Below are 24,261 nucleotides of genomic sequence, written 5' to 3' on the forward strand. Positions count from 1 at the left end.
CGTGCTGTTGATCGGCAACTCGGCGAGCCGTCGAACGGCACTGCTGCGCGCTGCGTTGAGTTGTCACGGCGGTCGGCTGGATGTGATCGAGTGGCGCGATCTCCTCAGCGAGGAGGATGCGATCGACCGCCTGCTGACTGCACCGCTAGTTGCACGACACGTCTGGTGCAAGATCGATTCACCCGGAGAGGACGAGGCAACCACACAAGCGCTCATCCGGCGTGGCTGGTTGCTGTCCGGGACGAATTGCGTCGCGCCTTCAGCGTTACGCCACGGCGAGCTGGCTCACCAGCAATGGCGCTTCGGCGGCTTCGCCGATCTGCTGGCTCGCATACAGCCGCACCTCGGACGGCTGAGACTGCTGAACTCTGTGAGCGACATTCTTCTGATGTGCGACAAGCTGTCTTGCCAGCAGCACCTGCGCCGGCGCGGAGTACCGGTGCCCGAATTGTTAGGTGAGATTCAAAGCTTTGCCGACCTCGAAGAGCGCTTCCCTGCAAAACAATATGCAGCGGTCTTTATCAAGTCGCGTTACGGCTCGTCGGCAGCCGGAGTGCTCGCGCTACGACGTCATCATGATGGACGCATGCTCGCTTACAGCTCGGCACGCATGGATTCGGATGGCGCGATCTACAACCACTTGCGGGTGTCGCGCTACGAGCGTCCTGCCGAGATCGAGGCGCTCGTGGATGCACTGGCTGTGCAGGGCGCGTATGCCGAACGATGGCTGTCGAAGCCGCGTGCTCCCATAGCGAAGGATGCAAGTTACGATCTGCGGGTCGTTGCTCACTGCGGCCGTGCGCGGCAGCGGGTGGCGCGCATCAGCTGCTCACCCATGTCCAACCTGCACCTGGGCAATCGGCGATCTGCACCGCATTGGCTCAGCGTGGGCGAAATCGATGCTCTGGAAACAGCCACGGCCAAAGCCGCCCGCCTGTTCGAACACAGTCACTGCATCGGCTTCGACATCAGTCTGCGCGGATCCCATGCGGCCGTTCTCGAGGCGAATGCGTTCGGCGATTTGCTGCCCGGCCTCCAGTTCGAGGGCGCCACGACTTATGAGGACCAGGCTGCCCTGGTAAGTGCCGATGAGCGCTGAAAGGCAGCACGTTGCAAGTCGCAATCCGGACATGCACCGCATTGTCGGCACGCATGACATCGTCATGATTACTCTCGACACGTTACGTTACGACGTGGCGCAGGAGCAGTTTCACGCGGGCCGCCTACCCCATCTCGCAGCTCACTTGCCGCATTCGGGTTGGGAGCTGCGCCACACGCCCGGCACGTTCACATATGCCGCCCATTGTGCGTTTTTCGCTGGCTTCCTGCCGACGCCGGCGAGTCCCGGCCCTCATAGTCGCCTGTTCGCGCTGCGCTTCGATGGCAGCGAAACCACTGACGAGCACACATTTGTTTTCGATACGACCGACAACATCGTCGCGGGACTGGCGCAGCAGGGTTACCACACCATCTGCATCGGCGGCGTCGGCTTCTTCAACATGCGCAACCCGCTCGGCCTAGCGCTGCCGCAGCTGTTCTCCGAGCGCTGGTGGCGGCCCGAGTTCTCGGTCACGGCTGCCGAATCGACACGGCGCCAGGTGGAGTTCGCTTGTGAGCGGCTGGCCGATGCGGATCTCATGTCACAGCGTGTGTTCCTGTTCATCAACATCTCGGCGATCCATCAACCCAATCGCCACTATGCGAATCTGCCGGAGGATTGCCTGGAATCGCACGCAGCCGCTCTCCGCTATGTGGATGCCGCGCTCGCTCCTCTTTGGCGCACGCTGGCGGCACGCGGGCCGAGCTTCGCGATCGTTTGTTCCGACCACGGCACCGCCTACGGTGAAGACGGCTATCGAGGCCACCGACATGGACACCCTGTCGTCCTGAATGTGCCGTACGCACACTTTGAGATTGCTGCCGCTGGGAAAGATCCATGAGCAGTCTGAGCGAGCAGTTGCAGTTGAGCCCGTATCAGGCGTACGCATACGCCTATCCGCACAAGACTGCGTATCGCGATTTGCCCAAACCAGTCGATCTACGCGAACAATGGTCGGATGAAGATCGCTCCGCCTTGTTTGCTTACGTGCACATCCCTTTCTGTACTTACCGCTGCGGCTTCTGCAATTTGTTTGCGCTCGGCCGTCCGGAGGACGATCTGGTTGCGAGCTACGTTGCACAGCTCATCCGACAGATCCGGGTAACGCGCGAGGTACTGGGCGAGCACCGCTTTGTCCGCTTTGCGCTCGGCGGCGGCACGCCGAGCTATTTGCAGCCGGCGCAGCTTGCGTCGGTGCTGGAAGCAGTCACACGCGAGTTCACGATCGATTTGCAAACAAACCCCGCGGGCATCGAGGTGAGTCCCGAAACCGCGACGGCAGATCGCCTGCAGCTCTGTCGCGACGCCGGCATCGACCGCGTGAGCATGGGCGTACAGAGCTTCGTCGACACGGAGTTGCAAGCACTGGTGCGTCCAACACCGCGGCAGGAGATCCTCGCCGCCATCGACACGATCCGCAGGCTCGGGTTTCCGACGCTGAATCTCGACCTCATCTATGGCATCCACGGTCAGTCGCTGGACAGCCTGCGGCATTCCGTGCGCGCCGCGCTCTCGTTTCAGCCCGAGGAGATGTATCTCTATCCGCTGTACATTCGGCCACGGACAGGTCTTGGACGCATCGAGAGTCGCAAGAGCCGCGACAGCGGCGATGCGAGGATGCAGATGTATTTCGCGGCACGCGACCTGTTGCTCGATGGGGGCTATACACAGGTATCGATGCGCATGTTCCGCTCACCCACGGCGCCGGACGTGGCTGCCCCAGCCTATTGCTGCCAGAACGACGGCATGGTCGGCATCGGCTGCGGCGCCCGCTCCTACACGCGGTCACTGCACTATTCGGATCGGTATGGAGTTGCCCGTTCCAGCGTGAGCGAAATCCTGCGTCAGTACGTGAGCGCGCACGAGAGCTCATTTGCACAAGCTCGTTACGGCTTCGTCCTCGATGAGCGCGAGCAACGGCGCCGCTACGTCATCCAGTCGCTACTCGTGCGGCCAGGTCTCGACGAGAGCGCTTACGTAGCCCGATTCGGCACGCAAGCTCTCGACGATCTGCCGCAGCTGATGGAGCTCATCGATAGGGGACTTGCGCAGCGAGACGACGGCCTGTTGGCATTGACCGATGACGGCATGGCTCGAGCCGACACGATTGGCCCCTGGCTCTACTCCGAGCAAGTCACAGCCGGCATGGATGCGTATGCGGTGGCTTGACGACAAGGCTCTGCGCATCCTGTATCGCGGCCGGCTCACGAGCTGCAACTACGACTGCAGCTATTGTCCGTTCGCAAAACGTCGTGATACGCGCGCGACACTGCAGAAGGATGCCGCAGACCTGGCCCGGTTCGTTGCTTGGGCGCGCTCCTCTAGCGAACAACTCGCTATTCTGTTCACGCCCTGGGGAGAAGGGTTGGTGCGTAAGCACTACATCGAGGCGCTGATCGAGGTGAGCCATTTTGCGAACGTGCAGCGCGTGGCGATCCAGACCAATCTCAGCAGCAATCTTCGTTGGGTCTCACGCGCCAATCGCGATGTGCTTGCCCTGTGGTGCACCTATCACCCGAGCCAGGTCTCGCGCGCTGCATTCCTGGATCGGGTGCGGCTGTTGCGTGAAGCGGGAGTTCGCTTCAGCGTCGGGATCGTCGGCGCTCGTGAGCACTTCGACGATATAGCGACGCTGCGCGCTGCCCTGCAGCCCGAGGAGTATCTGTGGATCAACGCTCTGTCGCCACGGCCGGCTGACTATTACAGCTCCGCCGAGATCGAGTGGCTGGCCTCGATCGATCCACACTTTACTTTCAACCTGGCGCCGCCCCCGAGCCTGGGCGCCGCATGCCGCGCGGGCGATCTCAGCATCTCTGTCGATGGAGACGGCAACGTGCGACCCTGCCACTTCGTGCAGACGCCTCTCGGCAATCTCTATGACGGCAGCTTCGAGCAGCAGCGCAAGGCGACGAGCTGCCCGAATGCACGTTGCAGTTGTTTCATCGGCTACATTCACCGCACCGATCTCAATGTGGCTGCGCAATTCGCTCAAGGGTCTGTAGAGCGGATCTGGGCGCGGTAAGCAACTCGTCAAGATAGTGTTCCAGCGCTGCCAACTCGTGAGACGCCACGATTGCGCCAATGTAGCCATCGGGCCTCACGAGGACCCAGTCGCCGGGAGACACTCCGTAAGCATTCCTGAAATGTGTTTGATCGTCGATCAGATCGCCGTGCGTGCCGAATGTATGAATGCGCACTCCCGCTCGAGGTCGCACCCATTCTCGATTGACCTCGTAGCCCAGCAGCGTCCAGTGCGGCCCCGCCAGCAATTCGAACAAACGTTTCGGCTGACCGGCGGCGCCGCGAAGTGGCGCATCGGGCGCGCGTTCTCCAGCATGCATGCCCCCATTGCGCGAAGGCTTCTCCAGCGAGAGCGACGAATTGCGATACCCAAGATCGAGTTGGTGAACTTCACGCTCCCGACGCATCTCGCCCCGCTTGGCTGCGTCCAGAAGCTTCGTGGAAAGGCCCAGCACGCTTGCGGCAATCGGCCGTCGTTCTTCCTCGTAGGTATCGAGCAGTGCGTCTGAACTGCGGCCGAGCACGGCGGCTAATTTCCAACCTAGGTTGTAAGCGTCCTGCACGCTGGTATTCAGTCCCTGGCCGCCCGTGGGAGGATGGATGTGGGCGGCATCGCCGACGAGCAGCACACGGCCGGCGCGATAACGGTCCGCGAGCCGTGCATTCATGTTGTATGCCGAGGCCCACGAGACAGACTCGATGCGAATGTTTTGTCGTCCGGTGCGCTCGGCAACCATCGCAGTGAGACCGCGGGCAGACAGATCGACATCGCCTTCGAGCGGAACGGGCGCCTGCAACTGAAACAGATCCGTACCCGCGAGCGGGCACAATCCGATCTGTGTTTCCATCGACCCGCTATTGAACGTATGCCAGGCGTTGCGATCGAGACCCGTCAATACAAGATCCGCAACCACTGCCCGCACGCCGAGAGTTTTCCCCGGAAAACCTACATCAAGCGCATTACGAATGAAGCTGCGCCCACCGTCCGCGCCGATGAGGTAGCGCGCGCGTATCCGTTCCTCTCCGCGCTTGCTGATGACGCGCGCAGATACGCCATCGTCATCTTGCTCGAAGCCAACCAGCTCGCACCCGAACTCAACAGCGTGACCGAGCTCAGCCAACCGTTCGCGCATCACACGCTCAGTAAGGAACTGCGGGAGCATGAGCGGCATCTGATATGGCTCAGCAGGCGTCGGCCCCGGCAGCTCGGTGAGATTCGAGTCGTCGTAGCTGCCATCGCCGCGATACTCCCGCCGCGGCGGATACACGCCGCCGCGCGCGACGATGCGATCGAGGATGCCGAGATCTTCAAAAACTTCCTGTGTGCGCGGCTGGATACCCTTACCTCGGGAGCCGCCAAACGGTTCGTCGGCCTTATCGATCAATCGAAACTCCACACCACGTCGCGCCAGATCGATGGCGAGAGTGAGTCCGGCGGCGCCGGCGCCGCATATCAATACATCCGTTGCTTGGCGTTCGATCATGCTTTGTTCCATAGTTGCGATCTGCACATCACTGACCGGAACCCTATGGCGCTCAACAAACGAGTGCAAGCTGCACATATCTCCCCACAGCAGTTCAAGGACTTGCATCGGTCCCTCATCGACATCATGGGCCAGATGAACCGCCCGCAACGGGACGAGTACATGGTGCGGGCGGCGGGAATCTCGCTCGACCGCGCATTGTTTCCGCTGCTGGTGAGCGTGGAGAGAGTGGGACCGCTCGGCTTGGTCGATCTCGCCGAACGGATCGGACGCGACTACACCACCGTGAGCCGGCAAATCTCAAAGTTGGAAGCGCTCGGCCTCGTGAAACGCGAGGAAAACTCCGTCGATCGCCGTGTGCGCAAAGTTGCGATCACGCCTCAGGGAAAAGCGATGACGAACCGGGTGGATGCCGCGCGCGAGCGCCTGGGCCGGAAGATATTCGACTCGTGGGAGCCGCAAGATGTCGAAGCGCTCATCCGACTCATGCGGAAATTCGCGGACGCCTTGCAAAGCTGAAATATAACCTCGTGACTCGCAGGTTCCAGTGCGGCACAATTGTCTGAGTTGTTCGCCAGACCTGAGAATCCGATGACTCATCTGTCGCGCCGCCTGTTCCTGGGCGGAGCCACGGCTTTAGCCGCATACCCGATGCTTGCGCGATCAGCCGCTTCCGCAGCCGTCGAAAATCCGCTGGTGCCTCAACGGGCCGACGCGCAGATCTTCCGTCACGACGGCAACTACTACATGAGCGCGTCCGTCCCCGAGTACGACCGCCTCATCATTCGGCGCGCGTCGACGCTGGCGGGGCTTGGCACAGCGGAGGAAACCGTGGTGTGGCGACGGCCCTCGACTCGACGATATTCGAGCATCGCGGCGTGCGGTACGTCAGTTGGGCTCAACACGAGCCAGGCTTCGACAACAACACGAATGTTTATCTCGCGCCACTCGCCACACCTACTACGCTGGCGCGCGCGCCGGCGCGACTTACCGTGCCGACCCTCGAATGGGAGATTCAAGGATTCAAGGTCAATGAAGGTCCTGCGTTCCTGGCGCGCAATGGACGACTGTTCATGACCTACTCCGCCAGCGCCACCGATGCCCGTTACTGTCTGGGCCTGCTCACCGCGGCTGACGACGCCGACATCATGAACCCCGCCGTGTGGACGAAATCGCAGCAACCCGTGTTCGTCAGTTCCGAAGCAACCGGCGTGTATGGCCCCGGGCACAACAGTTTCACCGTCGATGAGCAGGGTCACGACGTCCTCGTTTATCACGGGCGCGATTACGAGGAGATCGTGGGCGATCCGCTCTTCGATCCGAATCGTCACACGCGTATTCAGCGGCTCTACTTCCAAGCTGACGGTACACCCGATTTCGGTATCCCGGTGGGCAACGGAGCGTTGCCCGACCGGTGGTCCCCGCTCGATCGCTCCGACCAGTTCCTCCGCGTCAGCGGCGAACGCATCATCGTCGGCACGGGCCCGGTTGCGACGACGCAGTTCCGGCAAGTCCCCAGTCGCCTGGATGCAAATCAGATATCGCTCGTGCCCATCGAGTCGCCAGGGAGCAAACTCGTCGTCGGCAGCGATTCAACAGCGACTTTGGCGCGCGACGATGGGAGCAAGACGTTCGCTCAGCGCAGCAGCTTCACCAAGCAGCGAGGACTCGCGGATAGCAAAGGCGTCAGCTTCGCCTCCGCTGCTTCGCCGGCGAGCTACTTGCGAAACGTCAACGGTGAGTTGCGTCTTGGCAGCGTGAGCTCGGCGGCGGATCGAGCGTCAGCGACTTTCGTTGCGAGCTGAAGCGGCGATATCGATCGGCATTCTCGAGATCCGCGATCGGCGCCAGGAGTTTCGGATCGAACGCCTCGATCGGCTCGCCCGCTGCGACCCGTCGAGGCCAGTCAGCGTGCGTGAGCGCTCCACGGCCGAGCGAGACAATGTCTGCCTCGCCACGCGCTAACAGATCACTGGCCCGCGCCGGGTCGTGCAACGAACCGTTGGCGATCACTGGAACCGCGACATGCTGTCTGGCCAGGGCCGCGAGCGTTGGCCCCTCGCCGAACGCCGGGCGCCACGCCTCGAACTCGGTCGTATGCAAGTAGTCGATGGGCAGCTTGCTCAACGTGCCGAAGATAATCGCGGCCTCCTGTTCGCCACCGCGCCACTTATGCGCGAAATCATTGACCTTACCCTGTGAGATACGCACGCCGACGACGAAATCGGCTCCGACAGCGCCGCGCACCGCTGCCACCGTCTCGACGATCAAACGCATTCGACCTTCGACCGTGCTTCCGTAGCCGTCGTCGCGCAGATTGACGCCTTCGGTTAGAAACTGATCGAGCAGATATCCGTTCGCGCCGTGCAGCTCGACGCCGTCGAATCCCGCCTCTCGCGCCAGCACGGCCGCTCGGGCGAAGCCGTTCACTGCCTCCGCGATCTCCGCTTCGGACATCGCGATCGGCAGCCGATACTGGCCGGTGCCTCGGTAGAAGGACATTTGCTGTCCTTTCGGGCGCACCGCCGAAGGACCTCTGGTCTCGCTTCGATATGGATTGCCCTGCGAAATCGCGCCCGCATGCATGAGCTGAGCAAACATCGGAGCGCCGCGATCATGCACAGCCGCGATCACGGGTCGCCATGCGTCCCGCTGGACGGCGTCAGACAGGCCCGGCTGAAACAAGTAGCCTTGTGAGTAGGCTTGATCGGTATAGATGCCTTCGGTGATCACGAGGCCGAAGCCCCCTTCGGCGAAGCTTGCGTAGTACTGCGCCATTCGTTGAGTGGCGCGACCGTCCGCTGTCGCGCTCACTCGCGTCATTGGAGCCACAGCAAGTCGATTCTGCAGCGAGACCGAGCCGATGCGGAGCGGTGCAAAGAGCGGGTGTGTCATGGCAGCATTCACCCTTGTGTCGCCGAGACCGCCGCGATGGCCTCGATTTCGATCAACGCAGCAGGGTCGTAGAGAGCTTTGATTTCCGCGATGGTGTCCGCGGGATAGGGCTCCGAAAAGAACTTGCGCCGCAGTTCGACGACTTGTTCGAAGTTGCTCATGTCCGTGACGAAGATCGTCACCTTGATGACGTCCCGCAAGCTCGATCCGCCCGCCTCCAGCGCGCGGCGTAGATTGGCAAACGCCTGCTCGCCTTGCGCGCGGAAACCGCCAGCCACGATCTTTCCGTCATCGCCAGCGCCAGCCTGGCCAGAGATGAACAGCAAGTTGCCGAACTTGATTCCCTGGGAGAGCAGAAACGGCGCGTAGTTGTCCGGTTGAGTGACGACTCGTTCCAACATGTCTCGATTCCTCTACAGCGCTGGCCCGTCGCCAGCGAGCACTACGATGCGGGGAAGCGGCGAAATCGACAAACTCCAAATTCTCAGGCATAAGGTGAATTCAACTCAGCCATGCGACATGCGACGACTCCCTCCTCTTTCCGCGCTCCGCGCATTTGAAGCTGCCGCCAGACACAACAGTTTCAAACGAGCCGCGACCGAGCTCGCGGTCACCCCGACGGCCATCAGTCATCAGATTCGCTCGCTGGAGGAATTCACCGGTCTCACGCTATTCAAGCGCGATACCAGGAAGGTCGTGCTCACCGACGCCGGAGCCCGGCTCTATCCGGTGTTGCGCGACGGCTTCGACGCCTTCGAGAAGACGCTCGATGGGCTGGTGCAAGCGCCGTCCAGAACACAGGTGACCATCTCCGCAACCAACGCCTTCACTGCGCACTGGCTGGTCCCACGCATGCAGCGCTTTTACGGACTGCATCCCGAGATCGATCTGCATCTGCACGCGTCGGACGAAGTCGTGGATCTGGTGGACGATCGCGTCGATATCGCCATTCGCTACGGCAGCGGGCCATATGCAAATGTTTCGGCCGAGGTGCTGTTCGCCGACCGCTTCGCGCCCGTGGTCCATCCGAGGCTGAACGTCACCACGCCGGCGGATCTGAACACGGTCACGCTGATCCATTTCCAATGGAAGAAGGCCCACCCTCTCAACCCGACCTGGGAACGATGGTTTGCCGAAGCGAAGCAGCGCTGGAGCGCTTCGGCGGCGCAAGTGCGCTTCTCCGATGAAGGCCACGCCATACAGGCAGCGGTCGCAGGACAAGGAATCGCTTTGCTGAGCCTGCCGCTGGTGGAACGGGAGATCGCAGCGGGCCACCTGATCCAGCCCTTCGGCCCGATCGTCGGCGGCCACACCTATCATCTGGTGATGAGAGCAGACCGTGCTCCCAGCCCGCGAGTGAGCGCAGTCGCTGACTGGCTTCGCGCCGAGGCGCGCTCATCGCGCTAAGCAACCCCGCCGCGCGCCGCGAGCGCGGGCGAGCTCAGAATGAGCCTATCGTTCTCGTCACGATTCGATGTGACGAATATGCGATACGAAGCGCCGTCGGCGGCGACACGAACGATCACGTGTCCATCGTCGCTCGCCAGCTGACGCGTCAGACGAGACGCAGTCAGGCGAACAGCGTCATGCAATCCAGTCGCATAGACGTCGCGCGGGCCGGCGAACAGACGGGGGTTGAACAAACGTTCCAGCGTGCTGATGCTCGGGTGCGATGCATGCCATGCAGAGATAATCCAGGCGCGTGCTGACAGTGCCCGAACCATCTCCGAGTTCGATGCATCGAAAAGACCATGATGAGGAGCGACGGCGACATCCACGGGGCCGGCTGCGAGCGCCGCCGGGGTCAGCGCATCCAGGTTAGGACGGACGCCCGCGTCAGCCCAACTGGTGAGGTCGCCCGCGCAAAAATAGCTGAAGCGTCCGAACTGCAACCGCAGGGCGATGGAACATGCATTCACATTCGGCCGATCCGTCGCATCGAAGCGTGTCCCCGCACGCCATACCGTGCCCATGCCAGCGAGGTTGCGCACATGGAAAGGCACGGAGGATGCGCCACGCTCGAGACGGATCTGTTCGTTGCTTCCGACTTGCCAGCGTTCCACCTTCTTCTGCTCGCGCACCCACTTCACGTATCGTTCCGACGCGTTCGCATCCTCGAACGGCGGATAGCTGTACTCGGGATATCCCGAATCGATGACACGACGGATCGGAACCATGCGCGCGACGTCAGGGATGCCGTTGATGTGATCCGGATGCAGGTGTGTCACCAACAAGGTATCGATTGCGTCGCCGCCAGTGTCGTTGAGGCGTCGTTGCACATAACGACCGATCCACTCGCCGGCGGAGCGCGACGCGTCCGGGCGCGCTTCGAGAACTGCCGGGCCGGATTCCGCCGTCGCTCCGGCATCGATGAGAATCGTCGTGCCATCGGGGGCGACGATCAGCGTGGCGTCGCCCTGATGCGTGGAGATGTGATGAATGTCGAGCAGCCCTGCCGTCCACGGCGGCAGGCGATCGCTTGAAGCCCTGACGAATGGAGCCGCCGACGCGAGCGCGGCTCCGACCAAAAACTGGCGGCGCGAGAGCACTTAGAAATTCCAGGTGAGCGATACACCCATCGTCCGCGGCTCTCCCAGATATTCCGCGCGCACCGTCTGCGTCGACGGCGTGAGCAGATATTCCTCGTCTGTGAGGTTGCGGACGAACGCCGCGATCGACCAGCGATTGCCGGTGGGCGCCAGGCCAATCGTCAGATTGACGAGGTCGTACGCCGGCACGCGCAATCCCGGATCCGCCGATGCTCCCGTGAAATAAGACGACGTGCTCGAATACATCGCCATGCCACTGATCTCGCCCCACTCGCCCAGCGGCACGGCCACGATGGCGCTGAAGGACACTTTATCTTCGGGCGACGAGCCGAGCGGATTGCCCGTGTACACGGCGCCGCCAGGAATGATGAATTCGTCATACTCTGTATCCAGCAAGCCATAGCTGGCATTGAGCGTCAGCCACTTCGCTGCCTGCAGGCGCGTCTCGATCTCGAATCCGTCCGAGGTCGCCGAGGCCGCGTTGTAGATGTTGAGAATGCGCGTGACATTGTCGAAGAACAGCTCCTGCTTGTCCTCATACTTCATGTGAAACGCGCTCGCGTTGATGCGCAGACGATCGTTCCACCAATCTGTTTTCACGCCGAACTCGTAGTTGGAAACGGTTTCTGGATCGAACGGTCGCCTCAGCGCGACGGCGCTCGTTGCATCGGTGTTGAAGCCGCCGGCGGTATACCCTTTCGAATGACTCACATACGCATGCAGCGCTTCGGCGGGTGACCAGCTCAGCACCGCGCGCGGCGTCCACTCGTTCCAGGATTCCTCCAGGCCACGCAGCGTGAACGAGCCGGCCGCGTTGATACGATCGGTACGCGTCAGCGCCGCTTGCTTGCGATCGTCGGTGTAACGCACGCCCATTGTGAGCTGCAAATCGGCCGGCAACTTGATCGTGCCGTCGATAAAGCCAGCCACGCTGCGACTGTCGACCGACTGGTCCGCCGCCTGGTTCGTCACCAGCGCGCCTGTGCCCGCGGCGAACGCCTGGGTTTGTAACAACCGGCTTGCGTCCTCGTCGAGATAGTAGAGGCCCGCGATAAAACTACCGAAGTCGGTGATCGGGCTCGCGTAGCGGACTTCCTGCGTGAGCGCGCGCACGTCGTCGGCATCGTTGCTGACGAGTTGGCTTTGCGTCCCGCTGAGGAATCTATAACTCGCGCCGACATTCGAGTAGATCTCCGCGGTTTCGGATTCGCGCAGAGCCGTGATGCTCGTGAGTTGGCCACCGCCAACTTGCCAGTTGAGTCGTGCCGAGCCGCCCTGCTGGGTCCGCTCGAAATTCTGCGCGATGCCCAGCTCCGAAGTGCGGCGGTCGCCATCGTCACCGGCACCGATGGATGAGAGCGTACGCCCGCCGTTTTGATCGTCACCGTAATCGGCGCCGAGCAACATCTCCAGCGAATCGGCTAGTTGCACGCGCACCTGTGCACGCAGGTTGAGACTGTCCTGATCGTCCTGTTCGCGACCGGTGAGTCGATCGCGCCCGTAGCCATCGTGCTCCCGAAACGCGCCCGCCAGACGCAGCGCGATTCGATCGCCGAGAGCCACGTCTCCCAAACCTTCGACGGCATGCGTCGAGTAGTCTCCCGATGTCAGACGTACTTTCGCGTCGTTGGTGAGATAGTCGGGCCGGCCGGTGTCGAGCACGATGGCGCCACCGGTGACGTTCCGCCCGAACAGTGTGCCTTGCGGTCCGCGCAGCACCTGGATGGAATTGAGACCGAACAATTCGAAATCGGCGGCGCTGTTGCGAGGGATGAACACATCGTCGACCACCACCGCCACCGGCTTGTTGACGCCGATCTGGGTGAACGTATTCGAAGCGCCGCGGATCGCGATCGTCGGGCTGCTCTGATTGAACGAAGAGACCAGCAGTCCGGGCGTGAGCCGCGAGATATCGCGCAGGCGCTCCAGACGATAGCTCTCGATTGCGTTCGGACCGAAGCCGGTGACGGCAATCGGCACGTCCTGGCCACGCTGGTCACGACGCTGCGCCGTGATGACGATTTCTTCGAGCTCCGTGACGTTCTCTCTCTCGATGACGATCGTGCCCGCATCGCCGACCCGCCAATGCAGGCCGGTGCCGGAGAGCATCGTATCCAGCGCCGCTTCGACGCTGACGTTCTCAGGAATATCGGATGCTTGCAGGCCACGCACCGTGTCCGCGGAGAACAGAATCTCGCGACCGCTTTGCCGTCCAAGCTCGACTAGCGCCGCGCCGAGCTCCTCGGCGTACGCTGTCACAGTCATGCTCATTGCCCCAATCGTCAGGATCGCGCCGATCTCTCGCGCGTGACGCCGCTTCATAACGAACTCTCCGGAAAACGCACCCAGTGTCTAGCCAGGAACGCGGTCGCGGCGCGCTTCCACACCGGATTTTTATGGAGCTTTTATGACAGTGCCGGAGGCGCTGGACTCCACCGCGAGAGGAAACAATTCTGTCATGAACTGAGCGAAGCGCTCGGGCTCGCCCACGCGAAACGTGCCGCTTACCCGATATTCGCCAAGGCGCGGGTCGGCCAAGGTGACGGGCCGATGCGTGTAGCGGTTGATCTCGGCGACCGCCTCCGCGAGCGGGGTATCTTCGAAGGACAACAGCCCGGAGCGCCAGCTGGCGAGACGCTCGACATCAGTCTGCTGCACGCTCACCGCGCCATCCGGACGGGACGTCAATGCCTGGCCGGCAACGAGCATTTCTGCGTCAGCACTGAATGACGCCGCGTCGGCACGATCGCGGGAACCGGGTTCCACGCGCACCGCTCCTTCCAGAACGGACACCATGACCCTTCCATCGTCAACACGCAAATCGAACACGGTGCCCACGGCCGTGACGACTTTGCCGCCGGCATAGACTCGAAACGGCGCTGGCTGCCCATGCGCGACCGTGAACAGCGCTTGGCCGTTCAACAAACGGACCTTGCGCTCGCTGGCCTCATACGCCACTTCAACCGCGCTCGCCGTGTTGAGCGTGATGACCGAGCCATCCGCGAGAGGTACGGTGGATCGCTCGCCGACCGCTGTCACATACACAGGCGCGGTCTCGATGTTCGACTGCTTGAAAACATTCCACGCGAGCACGCCCACCAAACCAATCGCCACCACGCATGCGGCCCATCCTGCGATCCTGCGCGCCACGAAACCCCGCTCGGGACGAGCCGCCAACGCCGCTTGGCGAAGCTCCATGATGTCAGGGTGAGCGGCGTGTCGATTCAACTCCGTGAGTGTCGCCATGGCGGCGTAGTAAGCATCTGCATGGCGACTATCCGCAGCGAGCCAGGCGTCGCGCCGAGCGCGCTGTCGTTCGCTCAATGTCTCCTCCGCCGCGAGCGCCCACGCGGCGGCCAACTGCGAGATCGATGGAGCGCCGGTGGGTGACTTCAGCGGATTCATCGGCTCAGCCGCTCGATCAGATGAGTCACGGCCTTGAGCACGTGCTTTTCCACTGCGCTCACCGAGATGCCGAGCCGAGTGGCCACCTCCGCGTAGCGCATCTGCTCCAGCCGGACGAGCAGAAAGGCGTTGCGGGTTCGCTCCGGCAGTTCGAGCAGCCCGGCCCGCAGCAGTTCCAATGACTGCTTGCCTTCGACGATGGCATCTGTGCTGTGGTCAGCAACCGCATGCAACTGCTCTTCGTACTGTTCGTGAGTCTCGCTGGATCGCGCGTTGGCGCGGCGGCGATGGTCGATAGCAACCGAAGCCGCGGTCTCGAACAGGTAACCGGACACGTTTGTCATGCCCGCAAGTCCCTGCCGCTTCGAGAGCCGCACGAACACTTCCTGAATCGCGTCTTCCACGTCTCGCTCGGGCAGCCGCCTGCGGTGAAAATAGCGCGAGAGCGCTGGCCGGAATTGCGCCGACAGCGCGCTTACCAGTTCCTGGTCGGCCAACTCGGCTGTCAAACGGGGCGTGCGCATATCTTCAGGAACGCAGGCGCCGCCGGTTTCCACAAGGCGCCGTGGCGAGATCGAATGATCTTCTAACCGCTCGTCATCGCCTTGAGCGCCTGCACGAGTTTCTGCAGATCGTCTGCCGAATTGAAGATACCGGGCGTCACGCGCACGCACGGTCCGGCGGCAACCCCCGTGCGATACACCGTGAAGATCTTGTGACGATCGAGCAGTTCCTTGGCGACGGCCACGCTATCCCGCCCTTTCAAACGGAAAGACGTGATGCCCCCACTGAGCCGCGGATCCTCCGGCGTGAGAATCTGAATCCGCGGATGATCACGAAGCGGCGTAACCCACAACGACCGCAAGTGACGCAGACGCGCCGCTTTCGCGGGCGTGCCGCCGACTTGCTCGTGGAAGTCGAACGCGTCCGGCACCGTTAGATAAGCAGCGAAATTCGCCGTTCCTGTATGCACCCGAGCGCGAATGTCCGTGGCTGGCGCCTCGTCGTTCGCCATAAAAGGATCGATGTCGGCGATGCGGTCGCGCCGGATGTACATCGCGCCGACCCCAATCGGCACGCCCATCCACTTATGAAGATTGACGCCCATGAACTCGATGCCCAGATCGGCAGGCCGAAACTCGATCTGTCCCCACGCATGAGCGGAGTCGACGATGGCGTCCGCCGAATGCGCGCGCGCCAGCGCCACGATTTCTTTCACCGGCAGCACGAGCCCGGTGCGATGGCTGAGATGGGTCAGGAGAATGAGCTTGATCCGGGGATGATCTCGGAACGCTTGTTCGTAGGCGTCGATCAAGCCCTGGTGGCTCGCCGGCTCTGGCAACGCGATGCGAATGACTTCCACACCACGTCGCTCTCGCAGCCAGTTCATCGCTGCTTGCATGCTGTCGTAATCGAGATCCGCATACAGCACGGCGTCTCCAGGCCGCAGGCGGTTGTAACCGCCGATCAACGCCTGCAAGGCTTCCGTCGCGTTACGTGTCAGAGCGATCTCGTCCGCACTCACGCCTAACGCACCAGCGATGCGTTGCAGGATCTGCTGAAAGTCCGCCCCGTATTCGCGCCGCGTGTAGTACGAGCTTTGTCGGTTCACCATCCGTTGGTGTCGCTCGTAAGCTTCGAGGACGGGTCGTGACATCACGCCCCAGTTGCCATTCTCGAGCTGAGTCACTCCACTCGGCAAATCGTATTGAGCCGCTATCTTGCGCCAATACGATTCGTCCGCAGCTTTGGGAGTCGCGCTGGTCATGGTCGCGGTTTCGCCCGCCCCGCTGGCCACGAAACTCGCGGCGGCACTCGCGCCAAGAAAGGTCCGCCGCGAGAGGGTTGGCATATCAGTACTTCACATTCATGCGCACGTAGTAGCGCCCACCGTCCGTACCATAAGGGGCATTACGTGAGTAGATCAAGCCTCGGCTGGCCTGGAACACGGCCTCATCCGGATATTCATCCAACAGGTTCTCGGCGCCCAGCGCAAACGACACGTTATCCGTGAACGCCCAGTCCGCCATGAGATCGAGCTGAGTGAACGATCCAAAGCGTTGCGTCAGATCGCCCGTTGTATTGCCTGTGGAGTCTGTCCAAGGGCCGTAGTAACGAACGCGCGTCGTGATCTTCACGGGCCCGAGCCCGTATCCCACCGAGGCCGTGACGTTCTGCGAAGGAATACCTTCCTCGAACACCGTACGCTGCGTCGGATTCGCCGTGAGCGAACCGGACGTGACTTCCGTATCGTTGTAGTTATAAGCAGCAGTCAGATCCAGACGGCCAGGACCCACGCGCTTCGCGAACGCACCGACGAGATCGACGCCACGAGTGCGTGTGTCGAAGTCGTTTGTAAAGAAGCTCACGCCCGTGAACGATTCCGCACCGGGCACGCCCGCCGCGATCAACTGCTGACGGATCGCCGGCGTGACCACGAACGTTTGCGACTGACTGAAGCGTTCACTGACTTCGATGTTGTACACGTCGAGCGAGCCGGAGAATCCAAAGTCCGTCTGCCACGTGAAGCCGACGCTGGTCGTCTTGGACTCTTCGGGCTGCAACGGCTGCGCGCCGAACGCTTGCGCCACCGGGTTGTTCGGTGAGAGGCGGCCCGTGGTGAACAGTTGCAACGTCACGGTGTCGAGACCCTGAGACGTGCTGGTGGATTCGAGTTGGCCCGGCGTCGGAGCACGGAAGCCTGTCGAGTACGACGCGCGTAACCCAAGCCACGGACTCAACGCATAGCGCGTCGCGAACTTGCCGGTCACCTTATCGCCGAACTCGGAGAAGTCCTCGTACCGAACCGCAGTACCCACCGTCCAAACATCGGTGACCGGCACTTCCACATCGGCATACGCGGCGTAGCTTGTTTGTTCCCACTCTCCCGCTTGATCGGGCGTGATGCCAGTGAAGCCGTTGGAGCCCGGCGCGAGACCCGTCACAGCGCCCGGACCCACTTGATAAGACGCCAGGTCGCCCGCCTGCATGCCGTACTTCTCTTCACGGCCCTCGGCGCCGAACGCCACGTTCACATCGTTCCACTCGTACACGAAGTCCGCGTTCAGGTTGAGCTCCTTCTGCGTCAACGTGCCGGGTTTGAAGGACGTGGGGCTGTCAGGTCCGAGTGAAGCGTTGATCGACTCGTCGAGGAAATACTCGATGCGGTTGCGACCCGAAGAGGCGCTGAAATCCCAGCGCAACGAATCGTTGATCGGGCCTCGTGCACCGACCGTCGCTTGATGGTCCTTCGAGTCCTGCCCGAAACGCGGCGTGAAACCGGTGGGATACACATCGCGCAGATTGAAGCCGGGGAACGCGCTCGATGGATTGAAGGCCGATCCCGTGGTGTCCGGGTTGCGCCAGTTGAAGTCGTTGACGCCGTGACCGTCCGCATACGTGCCGAACGTGTACGCCTCGATGTTCTCGGTGAGGGGCAACGTGGAGTTCAACCCGAAGCGATACCAGCGAGTCTCCGGCAAGCCCCAGCGCTGCACGGGATCAGGCACGTTCAAATCCGGGTGCGCGTTCTGAAAAGCAATCGCATCCGGACGCTGGCGAGTGCGTGATGTTGCATCCGTGTCGGCCCACTCCGCTGTCGCGACCACCGATCCACCCTCGCCGATGGAGAGTCCGCCGCGCAGGCCGAGTTGCCGATCGGTTCCGTCGCCCTCATAGAAGCTCGAGTACTGACTGAAGCCTTCGAGACTCTGCGCGTCCTCGAGGATGATGTTGATGACGCCCGCGATCGCGTCCGATCCGTACTGTGCGGACGCGCCGTCGCGCAACACTTCGATGTGCTTGATCGCGAGAGACGGAATCTGCGCAAGATCCGGCGCCTGTGCGCCACGGATGCTGATGAGCGACGAGCGATGAAAACGTCTGCCGTTGATCAGCACCAACGTCTGATCCGGCGACAAGCCGCGCAAGCGCGCCGGTCGCACGAACTGCTGACCGTTGGCGCTCGGCTGCTGCTGAACGTTGAAAGATGGAACGAGCTGCGCGAGCGCGTCGCTCAGCTCGTTGGACACCGAGCTGTTGACCGCGTCGCTCGAGATCACGTCGACTGGCGTCAACGTGTCGAACTGCGTTCGTTTTGCATCGCGCGTGCCGGTAACGATCACCGTATCCAGCGTGCCTTGTTCTACATTCTCCTGCCCGGAGGCGGCGAATGGCGCAGCCAGTACGCCGACCGAGGTAAAAACGATCGAAGCCGCACGTGCGTGCGGGAGAAAACGCAGCATTCAAAACGCCCCGGGTGATTTCGGAGCGTGGCGTTATACCCTCGGCATGTTACGGTCAGAAGTATTTCGACGTGAGCCCGCGCTCAGAACTTCGCGCGGGCGCCGACGCTGTAAATCGTCTCATCGCCATTCAACCCCAAGACGACCCGTTCGTTCCCCCAATAGCTCGCGGTCTTGTTGCGCAGGATGTTCGTGCCGCCGATGTCCACGCGGAAAGAGTCGGTCACGTCGTAGCCGACACTGAAGTCGAGGCGGCCGGCGGGGCGGACATAGGAGAGGAACACTGGGACGTAAGCTTCGTTGACACGCTCCGGATCGAACGGGCGCAGCGCCACGCCACCTGTGTTATCCGCGTTGATGTATTTGGAGCGATGAGTCCAGATCAGGCGCCCGCTGATACCGGACTGGTCGTACAGCAGACCGACCGTGTAATTGTATTTGGATACGCCGACCAATTCGTTACCCGCGAGCGGATCGTCGCCTTTGATCTCCGAATCCGCCAGCGTGAATGCGCCCTGTACGCCGACGCCCGACCATGCTCCCGGCAGGAAATCGAAGAAATATTGCGCGCTGACCTCGATGCCCTGGAGGTCCACCGAGCCGACATTGCGCGGCGTGGAAATCAGATAATTGAGCCCGTCGATCGTTTCCTGGCTGCTCGAGGTGACGACCCGGTCCTTGATCGAGCGGTAGTAGCCGGTCACCGCGGCGTAGCCGCTATCGAAATAATATTCCGCCGTCAGGTCGACGCTGTCCGATTTCTGTGGCCGCAGATTCGGATTGCCGCGCGTGCCGGTGTTGAGCAGAAACACGTTGCCCACCAGCGTCAGCGATTCGGCGGGATTGAGCGAGGCGAAATCCGGACGCCGCATTGAGCGTGAATAGGTCAGGCGCGTCTGGAACGAGCCGGGAAACTGTAACCGCGCGGTGGCCGCCGGGAGGACGTCGAAGTCCGAAGTATCGGCTTGCACCGGGCTGAAGGTGGCGCCAGTGCGCTCGAACCCCTCGATCGTGCGCTCCGTCTTGACCAGACGCGTGCCGATTACACCGTCCAGCGTGAGCGGCCCTAGTGGAATTTCATAAGAGCCCTCGACATAGGCGGCATAAGTCGGCTCTTCGGCATCGAAGCGTTTGGTCGGATCGAAATCGGGTTGACGCAGCGGCAAGTTAAACAGACCTCGCAGCTCGTTGCGCCCACGCTCCGAGCGTAGGTAGGCCGGGTTGACGCCGAGGAACTCGGCCCCGCCGTTGAGGCGCGGCGCCTCCCCGATGACGCCGAGGAAATCAGGTGACAGCGGCAGACTGGAGATCAGTCGCGCGTTGGCCTCGGTCGGCGTGCCGATATTGCCAAAGCCGATCGACTGGACCGTGTTGGTCTGTCGCACCTCCTGAAACGTTGCCTCGCGCCTGGCATAGCGCAGGCCTGCCTTGATTTTGGGAACGAAGCCGTCCAGTTCGAACTCGCCGTCGAGCCGCGCCTGGAGCAGATCGCCCTCGCCCAACGTGTAGTTCTGGTTGATCGAATTGCGCAGCGACAGGTTGGTCGAGCTCAGTGGAATCGACGGATCGATGCTGAACGACGGGCCATCGTCGTGGTCCAGTTCGACGAAGATCGTCGGCACGCGCTGGCCGACCTCGGCATTGAAATTCTCGAGGAAAGATCGCGACGTCTGATAGGCCACGTCGAACGCGAGCTTGCCGCGATCCAGCTCGTAGTTCAGCCCGCTCGCGATCATTTTGTTTCGCTGAGCGATGTCTTCCGAGGAGGAATTCTGGTTGATCACGACGTTGTCGAAGCGCGCGCTCTCGAGCTCGCACACTCGCTGCACCGTGAACGGCTGGAGGGACACTGTGCCGTCCGCATTATTGACCAGCGTCGGATTGGTGCCCTGGGCGTTCACACGGGCGTCGAAGCAATAGTCGCTGACCGTGACGTCGGAAATGCGCGAGTTGTTGGTGAAGGGCTGTGGGTTGAAACCGGCAAAGCCGGTGGTGCTGCGGAAATGGGTGTAGAGGCCATCCGCATAGACCTGAAGCGACGGCGTCGCTTGCCACTGGAGCGCCGCGTTCGCCTGCTTCCGGTCGATATCGCCCACATCGGGCATGTTTCGCAACACCTGCGGAACGAGCAATCCAGGCATGTTCAGAGGCGCCCCGCCCGCATAACGACGTTCGCTCAGATTGGAAACGCTGCGGATGTTCTCGGCGCGCGAATAGGTAGCGTTGATCAGGGCGCCGATCTCTCCGATCGAGGTATCGGTCTTGCCCGCCGCGAGCACGCCGAACTGCGGGTTGTTCGCTTCGGCGATGGTGGCGTAGTTGTCGCGTGCAGTCACGACCACCGTCGGCTCGTCGAAACTAAAGGGACGGTTGAGTCGCAGCTCGAGCGCGCCGGCCACGCCGCCCTCGATCTGGTCCACCGTCTGCGACTTGAACGCGTCGATCCGGGCCAGCGCCTCGGCCGGCACGTCTTGAAGATCGAAGCCGCGCCCGGTCGTGGTGATCACCTCGCGCCCATTCACCGTCGTCAGGATGTCGGTCAAGCCGCGAATGCGCACGCCTGACAGCTCGTTGTTTCGGTCGTTCTGCACCTGGATGCCGGGCACGCGCTGCAGGGCTGCGGCGACGGTGGGATCAGGAAGCTTGCCGATGTCAGTGGCGACGATCGAGTCGACCACCTGAACCGAATCGCGCTTTACCTCCGCGGCTCGTTCGAGCGACTGGCGAACGCCGGTCACGACGACTTCTTCGACGGAAGTCTCCTGGCCGGCGGCCGGCGTGGAAATAAAGACAGCCGTGGCCGACACGGCGCCCAGCACATTGAACCGCATCCCATCCCCCTCGCTTGTTACGCTTCGCGCTTGTTTCGCCATCTCACATCCGGGATGTGGCGGCTATTGGAGGATTAATATGATAAAACTGAAAAATGGTCAACCTACGGACGGTCCGTATGGTCTGTGGGGATGCGAAGGGGGTGGCGGAGCGAAGGAAATCGCTCCGCCGAGGCGTTCAATTCCGGTTGCCGACGTCGAGCGCCGGCAACCGTGGCTCGATCACGAAGCGTCGGCCGCCTCTTTCTTACCCTTGAAGAACTTCACGATGGCGCCGCCAGCCACGACCAGGCCGACGAAGATGAGCTTGGCGAATTTCAGCAGAAAAGCGCCGACCACGGCGAGCAGGCCCAGCTTCTTGGCCGCCACTCCGCCGACCAGCGCCGCCAGACCGTAAGCGGCCACCTTGTCCGTGGAGGCGTCGAAGTCGGCGTAGCGCTTGCCCTGATTGAAGTCGATGGCGCCCAACAACTCGTGCGCCGCCTGCTTGTCGGTTTCGATCCCGGACGCCGCGGTGATCAGGTTCAACGAGATATACCCTTCCCGACCCAGAACGTAGGTGTTGTAGTTGATGGTGGGATCCTGGTCCGCGCCGCCTTTGTCGCGAGCTTCCGCGGCCCAGATCAGGCGATGCGTCTCTGCTTCGTAAGAGGGCGATTGGACCCAGCGGGTGACTTCGATGGGGGCAATGCCCATCTGCTCACGATGTTCGTTCGCCGCTTCGGTGCCGTCTTTCAGACTCTGCAGCAACTCGTCGGCATCCCAATGCTTGGCGTCGTCGTCCTTGATGTAGCCGGCGGGCTCATAGTCGAGCGTCACGAACCAGGTCGCCTCCGACTCGGGAAGAATCAAACCCAGGAAGCGCTCGTCCGTTTGATTGCCCATCGATTCCATGAGGGCCGTGCCTTCCTTCGCCGGAATGTAGACATAGCCTTCCGGCAGCTTCAGGCTGGCCTGATCGCGAAACTGAACCTGCGTGGGACCGACTTGTTTGACTGCGTCCGCGGCAGCCCAGGCGGCATCCTCCGCCGAAGGCTCTGCATCCGCCGCTGGCGCGGCCTCCTCGGCGCGAATCGTAGAGAACGAAAACGCGAGCCACATTGCAGCCAGCGCGGGGGTAAAGCCTCTTGCCACGGTTCGGTACTCCTTCTTATGCCCGCGCGCGCGGGTATTCCACGATGACCGAACTGGAACCTACAAAGCAAATAAACCAAGATTTCCGCTGCGGTATTCGTGAGGCGTAGCACATACGACAATGTGCAGGCCGTTTCGGCGCTTTTGCCGGTTCTTGATAAAATCGACCCGCTCGTCGCCGCTGCGCTCGTTCCCAGCTATACAAACATAGCAATCCTCGCGAGCATAGAACCAAAATGCAAGGCCAGCGACGATCGCCCTACTTCAAACCCTGCTCCCGCAGTTTATCCTTCTTACTCTTTCGCTTGCCTTTGATCCCACCGTTCGTCGCGCCAGGCGAAGACGCGATCGGTGCGGTTGTTTGCACCGGCTCGAATCCGGGGACGATCTCGCGCGGCAGAGTCATTCGGTGCCGCTTTTCGATCAATCTGAAATGCGACTCCGTGCCTGCGCTCACGAAGCTCACCGCCACACCCGATTGGCCGGCGCGTCCAGTGCGGCCGATTCGGTGAACATAATCATCGGTGGACCGTGGCAGATCGTAGTTCACAACGGCGGGCAAGGACATGATGTCGATACCCCGCGCGGCGAGGTCGGTTGCGACCAGGACTTGCAACTCTTGTGCTTTGAAATCCGCCAATGCCCGAGTTCGCGCGCCCTGGCTGAGCTCGCCATGAATCGCCGCGGCTTTGATGCCTGCCCGACGCAGCTTCTCAGCCACGTGCTCGGTGGAATATTTGGTGGCAACGAACACGAGCACGCGAGTCCAGCTGTATTCCCGAATCAGCCGAAGTAACAACTGAGTGCGGCGAGGCGCGTCTACCTGGATGGCGCGCTGATCGATGTCCGGCACGGTCGCCGGTGTGGAAGGAACATCGACTCGCAGCGGATCGCGCAGCAGAATCTCCGCGAGCGCGTTGACCGCGGGCGGAAACGTCGCGGAGAACAGCAGGTTCTGACGACGCTCGGGCAACAAGCTCAACACCTTCGCGAGCTCGTCGGCAAAGCCGAGGTCCAGCAACCGATCGGCCTCGTCGAGCACCAACGTTGCAACGGACTGCAGACTCAATGCGTTGTGTTCCACCAGATCCAGCAGTCGACCCGGTGTCGCGACGACCACATCGGCGCTGCCTCGCAACGCCATCATTTGAGGATTGATGGACACGCCGCCGAACACCACCGCGACCTTTATTGCGTCAGGCAGATAGCGCGCGTAGCTCTCGATCGATGCGCCGATCTGCGCGGCGAGTTCGCGCGTTGGCACCAGAATCAGCGAACGAACTCGCCGCGGCCTAGCGCGCCCGGCTTCCGAATGCCGCTGCAACAATGGCAGAGCAAACGCGGCCGTTTTGCCCGAGCCGGTATGAGCGCACGCCCAAACATCCCGACCTTTCAGCACGCCTGGGATTACCGCGCTCTGAATGGGAGTTGGCGCGGTGTAGTTTTTTTCTTGGACGGCGCGAACGATCTGCGGGGACAGCGCGAGCGATGCAAAGGCCTGTGGCTCGATCGACGTCGACTTGGAGAATTCGGTCATGCCGTCATGATCGCACGGTTTCGCGTCCCTGGGGGATCATCCACCCGAAGCGTCATGCGCTG

At 61.9% G+C, this 24,261-nt stretch carries 19 protein-coding genes; 7 read left to right on the forward strand and 12 right to left on the reverse strand.

All coding sequences use genetic code 11. The features are described from left to right. Position 1 precedes the first annotated feature (1 nt). Genes VGD45_RS29960 through VGD45_RS29975 form a run of 4 tightly spaced genes read left to right on the forward strand, consistent with a single transcriptional unit; the run spans position 2 to position 4,121 of the window. Complete coding sequence (locus tag VGD45_RS29960) at positions 2-1,099, forward strand: STM4014 family protein (RefSeq protein WP_331159079.1); 1,098 nt, start codon at positions 2-4, stop codon at positions 1,097-1,099. Next, positions 1,089-1,940, forward strand: coding sequence for an STM4013/SEN3800 family hydrolase (locus tag VGD45_RS29965; protein ID WP_331159080.1), 852 nt, complete (start codon positions 1,089-1,091; stop codon positions 1,938-1,940). Before VGD45_RS29960 ends, VGD45_RS29965 begins: the two co-directional genes overlap by 11 nt. Continuing rightward, positions 1,937-3,268 (forward strand): STM4012 family radical SAM protein, encoded by a 1,332-nt coding sequence (locus VGD45_RS29970; RefSeq protein ID WP_331159081.1) that lies wholly within the window; start codon positions 1,937-1,939, stop codon positions 3,266-3,268. The genes VGD45_RS29965 and VGD45_RS29970 overlap by 4 nt, the downstream gene beginning before the upstream one ends. After that, positions 3,255-4,121: an STM4011 family radical SAM protein gene (locus VGD45_RS29975; protein ID WP_331159082.1), complete on the forward strand. Its 867-nt coding sequence runs from the start codon at positions 3,255-3,257 to the stop codon at positions 4,119-4,121. The genes VGD45_RS29970 and VGD45_RS29975 overlap by 14 nt, the downstream gene beginning before the upstream one ends. Here the strand turns inward: VGD45_RS29975 and VGD45_RS29980 are convergent. Next, complete coding sequence (locus VGD45_RS29980) at positions 4,066-5,604, reverse strand: FAD-dependent oxidoreductase (RefSeq protein ID WP_349263391.1); 1,539 nt, start codon at positions 5,602-5,604, stop codon at positions 4,066-4,068. The genes VGD45_RS29975 and VGD45_RS29980 overlap by 56 nt on opposite strands. 45 nt (positions 5,605-5,649) lie before the next feature. On the opposite strand from VGD45_RS29980, the gene VGD45_RS29985 reads away from it, so the two are divergent. Together VGD45_RS29985 and VGD45_RS29990 are read left to right on the forward strand one after the other, a co-directional pair. Continuing rightward, complete coding sequence (locus VGD45_RS29985; protein ID WP_349263392.1) at positions 5,650-6,123, forward strand: MarR family winged helix-turn-helix transcriptional regulator; 474 nt, start codon at positions 5,650-5,652, stop codon at positions 6,121-6,123. Between the two features lie 317 nt (positions 6,124-6,440). Then, positions 6,441-7,409 (forward strand): family 43 glycosylhydrolase, encoded by a 969-nt coding sequence (locus tag VGD45_RS29990; protein WP_349263393.1) that lies wholly within the window; start codon positions 6,441-6,443, stop codon positions 7,407-7,409. Here VGD45_RS29990 and VGD45_RS29995 read toward each other — a convergent pair. Then, a complete protein-coding gene (locus VGD45_RS29995; RefSeq protein WP_331159084.1) occupies positions 7,336-8,499 on the reverse strand; it encodes an NADH:flavin oxidoreductase in 1,164 nt (387 codons plus the stop codon). The genes VGD45_RS29990 and VGD45_RS29995 overlap by 74 nt on opposite strands. Positions 8,500-8,507: 8 nt before the next feature. Then, entirely contained in the window at positions 8,508-8,900 is a 393-nt protein-coding gene (locus VGD45_RS30000; protein WP_331159085.1) for a RidA family protein, read from the reverse strand. 118 nt (positions 8,901-9,018) lie between these two features. Between VGD45_RS30000 and gcvA the strand changes: the two genes are divergently transcribed. Next, entirely contained in the window at positions 9,019-9,906 is an 888-nt protein-coding gene (gcvA, locus tag VGD45_RS30005) for a transcriptional regulator GcvA (protein WP_331159086.1), read from the forward strand. On the opposite strand, the gene VGD45_RS30010 is transcribed toward gcvA, so the two are convergent. The 9 genes from VGD45_RS30010 to VGD45_RS30050 all read right to left on the reverse strand — a co-directional run bounded on the left by VGD45_RS30010 (position 9,903) and on the right by VGD45_RS30050 (position 24,199). Next, positions 9,903-11,048 (reverse strand): ComEC/Rec2 family competence protein, encoded by a 1,146-nt coding sequence (locus VGD45_RS30010; RefSeq protein WP_331159087.1) that lies wholly within the window; start codon positions 11,046-11,048, stop codon positions 9,903-9,905. The two genes, gcvA and VGD45_RS30010, sit on opposite strands and share 4 nt — an antisense overlap. After that, positions 11,049-13,370, reverse strand: a complete 2,322-nt coding sequence (locus VGD45_RS30015) for a TonB-dependent receptor (protein ID WP_331159088.1) — start codon at positions 13,368-13,370, stop codon at positions 11,049-11,051. A gap of 72 nt (positions 13,371-13,442) precedes the next feature. Further along, entirely contained in the window at positions 13,443-14,453 is a 1,011-nt protein-coding gene (locus tag VGD45_RS30020) for a FecR family protein (RefSeq protein ID WP_331159089.1), read from the reverse strand. Further along, a complete protein-coding gene (locus VGD45_RS30025; RefSeq protein WP_331159090.1) occupies positions 14,450-14,962 on the reverse strand; it encodes a sigma-70 family RNA polymerase sigma factor in 513 nt (170 codons plus the stop codon). Before VGD45_RS30025 ends, VGD45_RS30020 begins: the two co-directional genes overlap by 4 nt. A 77-nt stretch (positions 14,963-15,039) precedes the next feature. Beyond that, complete coding sequence (locus VGD45_RS30030) at positions 15,040-16,305, reverse strand: aminotransferase class V-fold PLP-dependent enzyme (protein ID WP_331159091.1); 1,266 nt, start codon at positions 16,303-16,305, stop codon at positions 15,040-15,042. 1 nt (position 16,306) lies between these two features. After that, on the reverse strand, positions 16,307-18,697 hold the full coding sequence (locus VGD45_RS30035) for a TonB-dependent receptor (protein WP_331159092.1): 2,391 nt from the start codon (positions 18,695-18,697) through the stop codon (positions 16,307-16,309). An 83-nt stretch (positions 18,698-18,780) separates the two neighbouring features. Continuing rightward, the gene (locus VGD45_RS30040) at positions 18,781-21,528 is read right to left on the reverse strand and encodes a TonB-dependent receptor (RefSeq protein ID WP_331159093.1); all 2,748 of its coding nucleotides are present in this window, start codon (positions 21,526-21,528) and stop codon (positions 18,781-18,783) included. A 222-nt stretch (positions 21,529-21,750) separates the two neighbouring features. Continuing rightward, a complete protein-coding gene (locus tag VGD45_RS30045; protein ID WP_331159094.1) occupies positions 21,751-22,662 on the reverse strand; it encodes a DUF2167 domain-containing protein in 912 nt (303 codons plus the stop codon). Between the two features lie 259 nt (positions 22,663-22,921). Then, complete coding sequence (locus VGD45_RS30050; RefSeq protein ID WP_331159095.1) at positions 22,922-24,199, reverse strand: DEAD/DEAH box helicase; 1,278 nt, start codon at positions 24,197-24,199, stop codon at positions 22,922-22,924. Positions 24,200-24,261: the final 62 nt, after the last annotated feature.

Source organism: Steroidobacter sp. (genome assembly GCF_036402275.1).
Lineage (GTDB): Bacteria > Pseudomonadota > Gammaproteobacteria > Steroidobacterales > Steroidobacteraceae > Steroidobacter.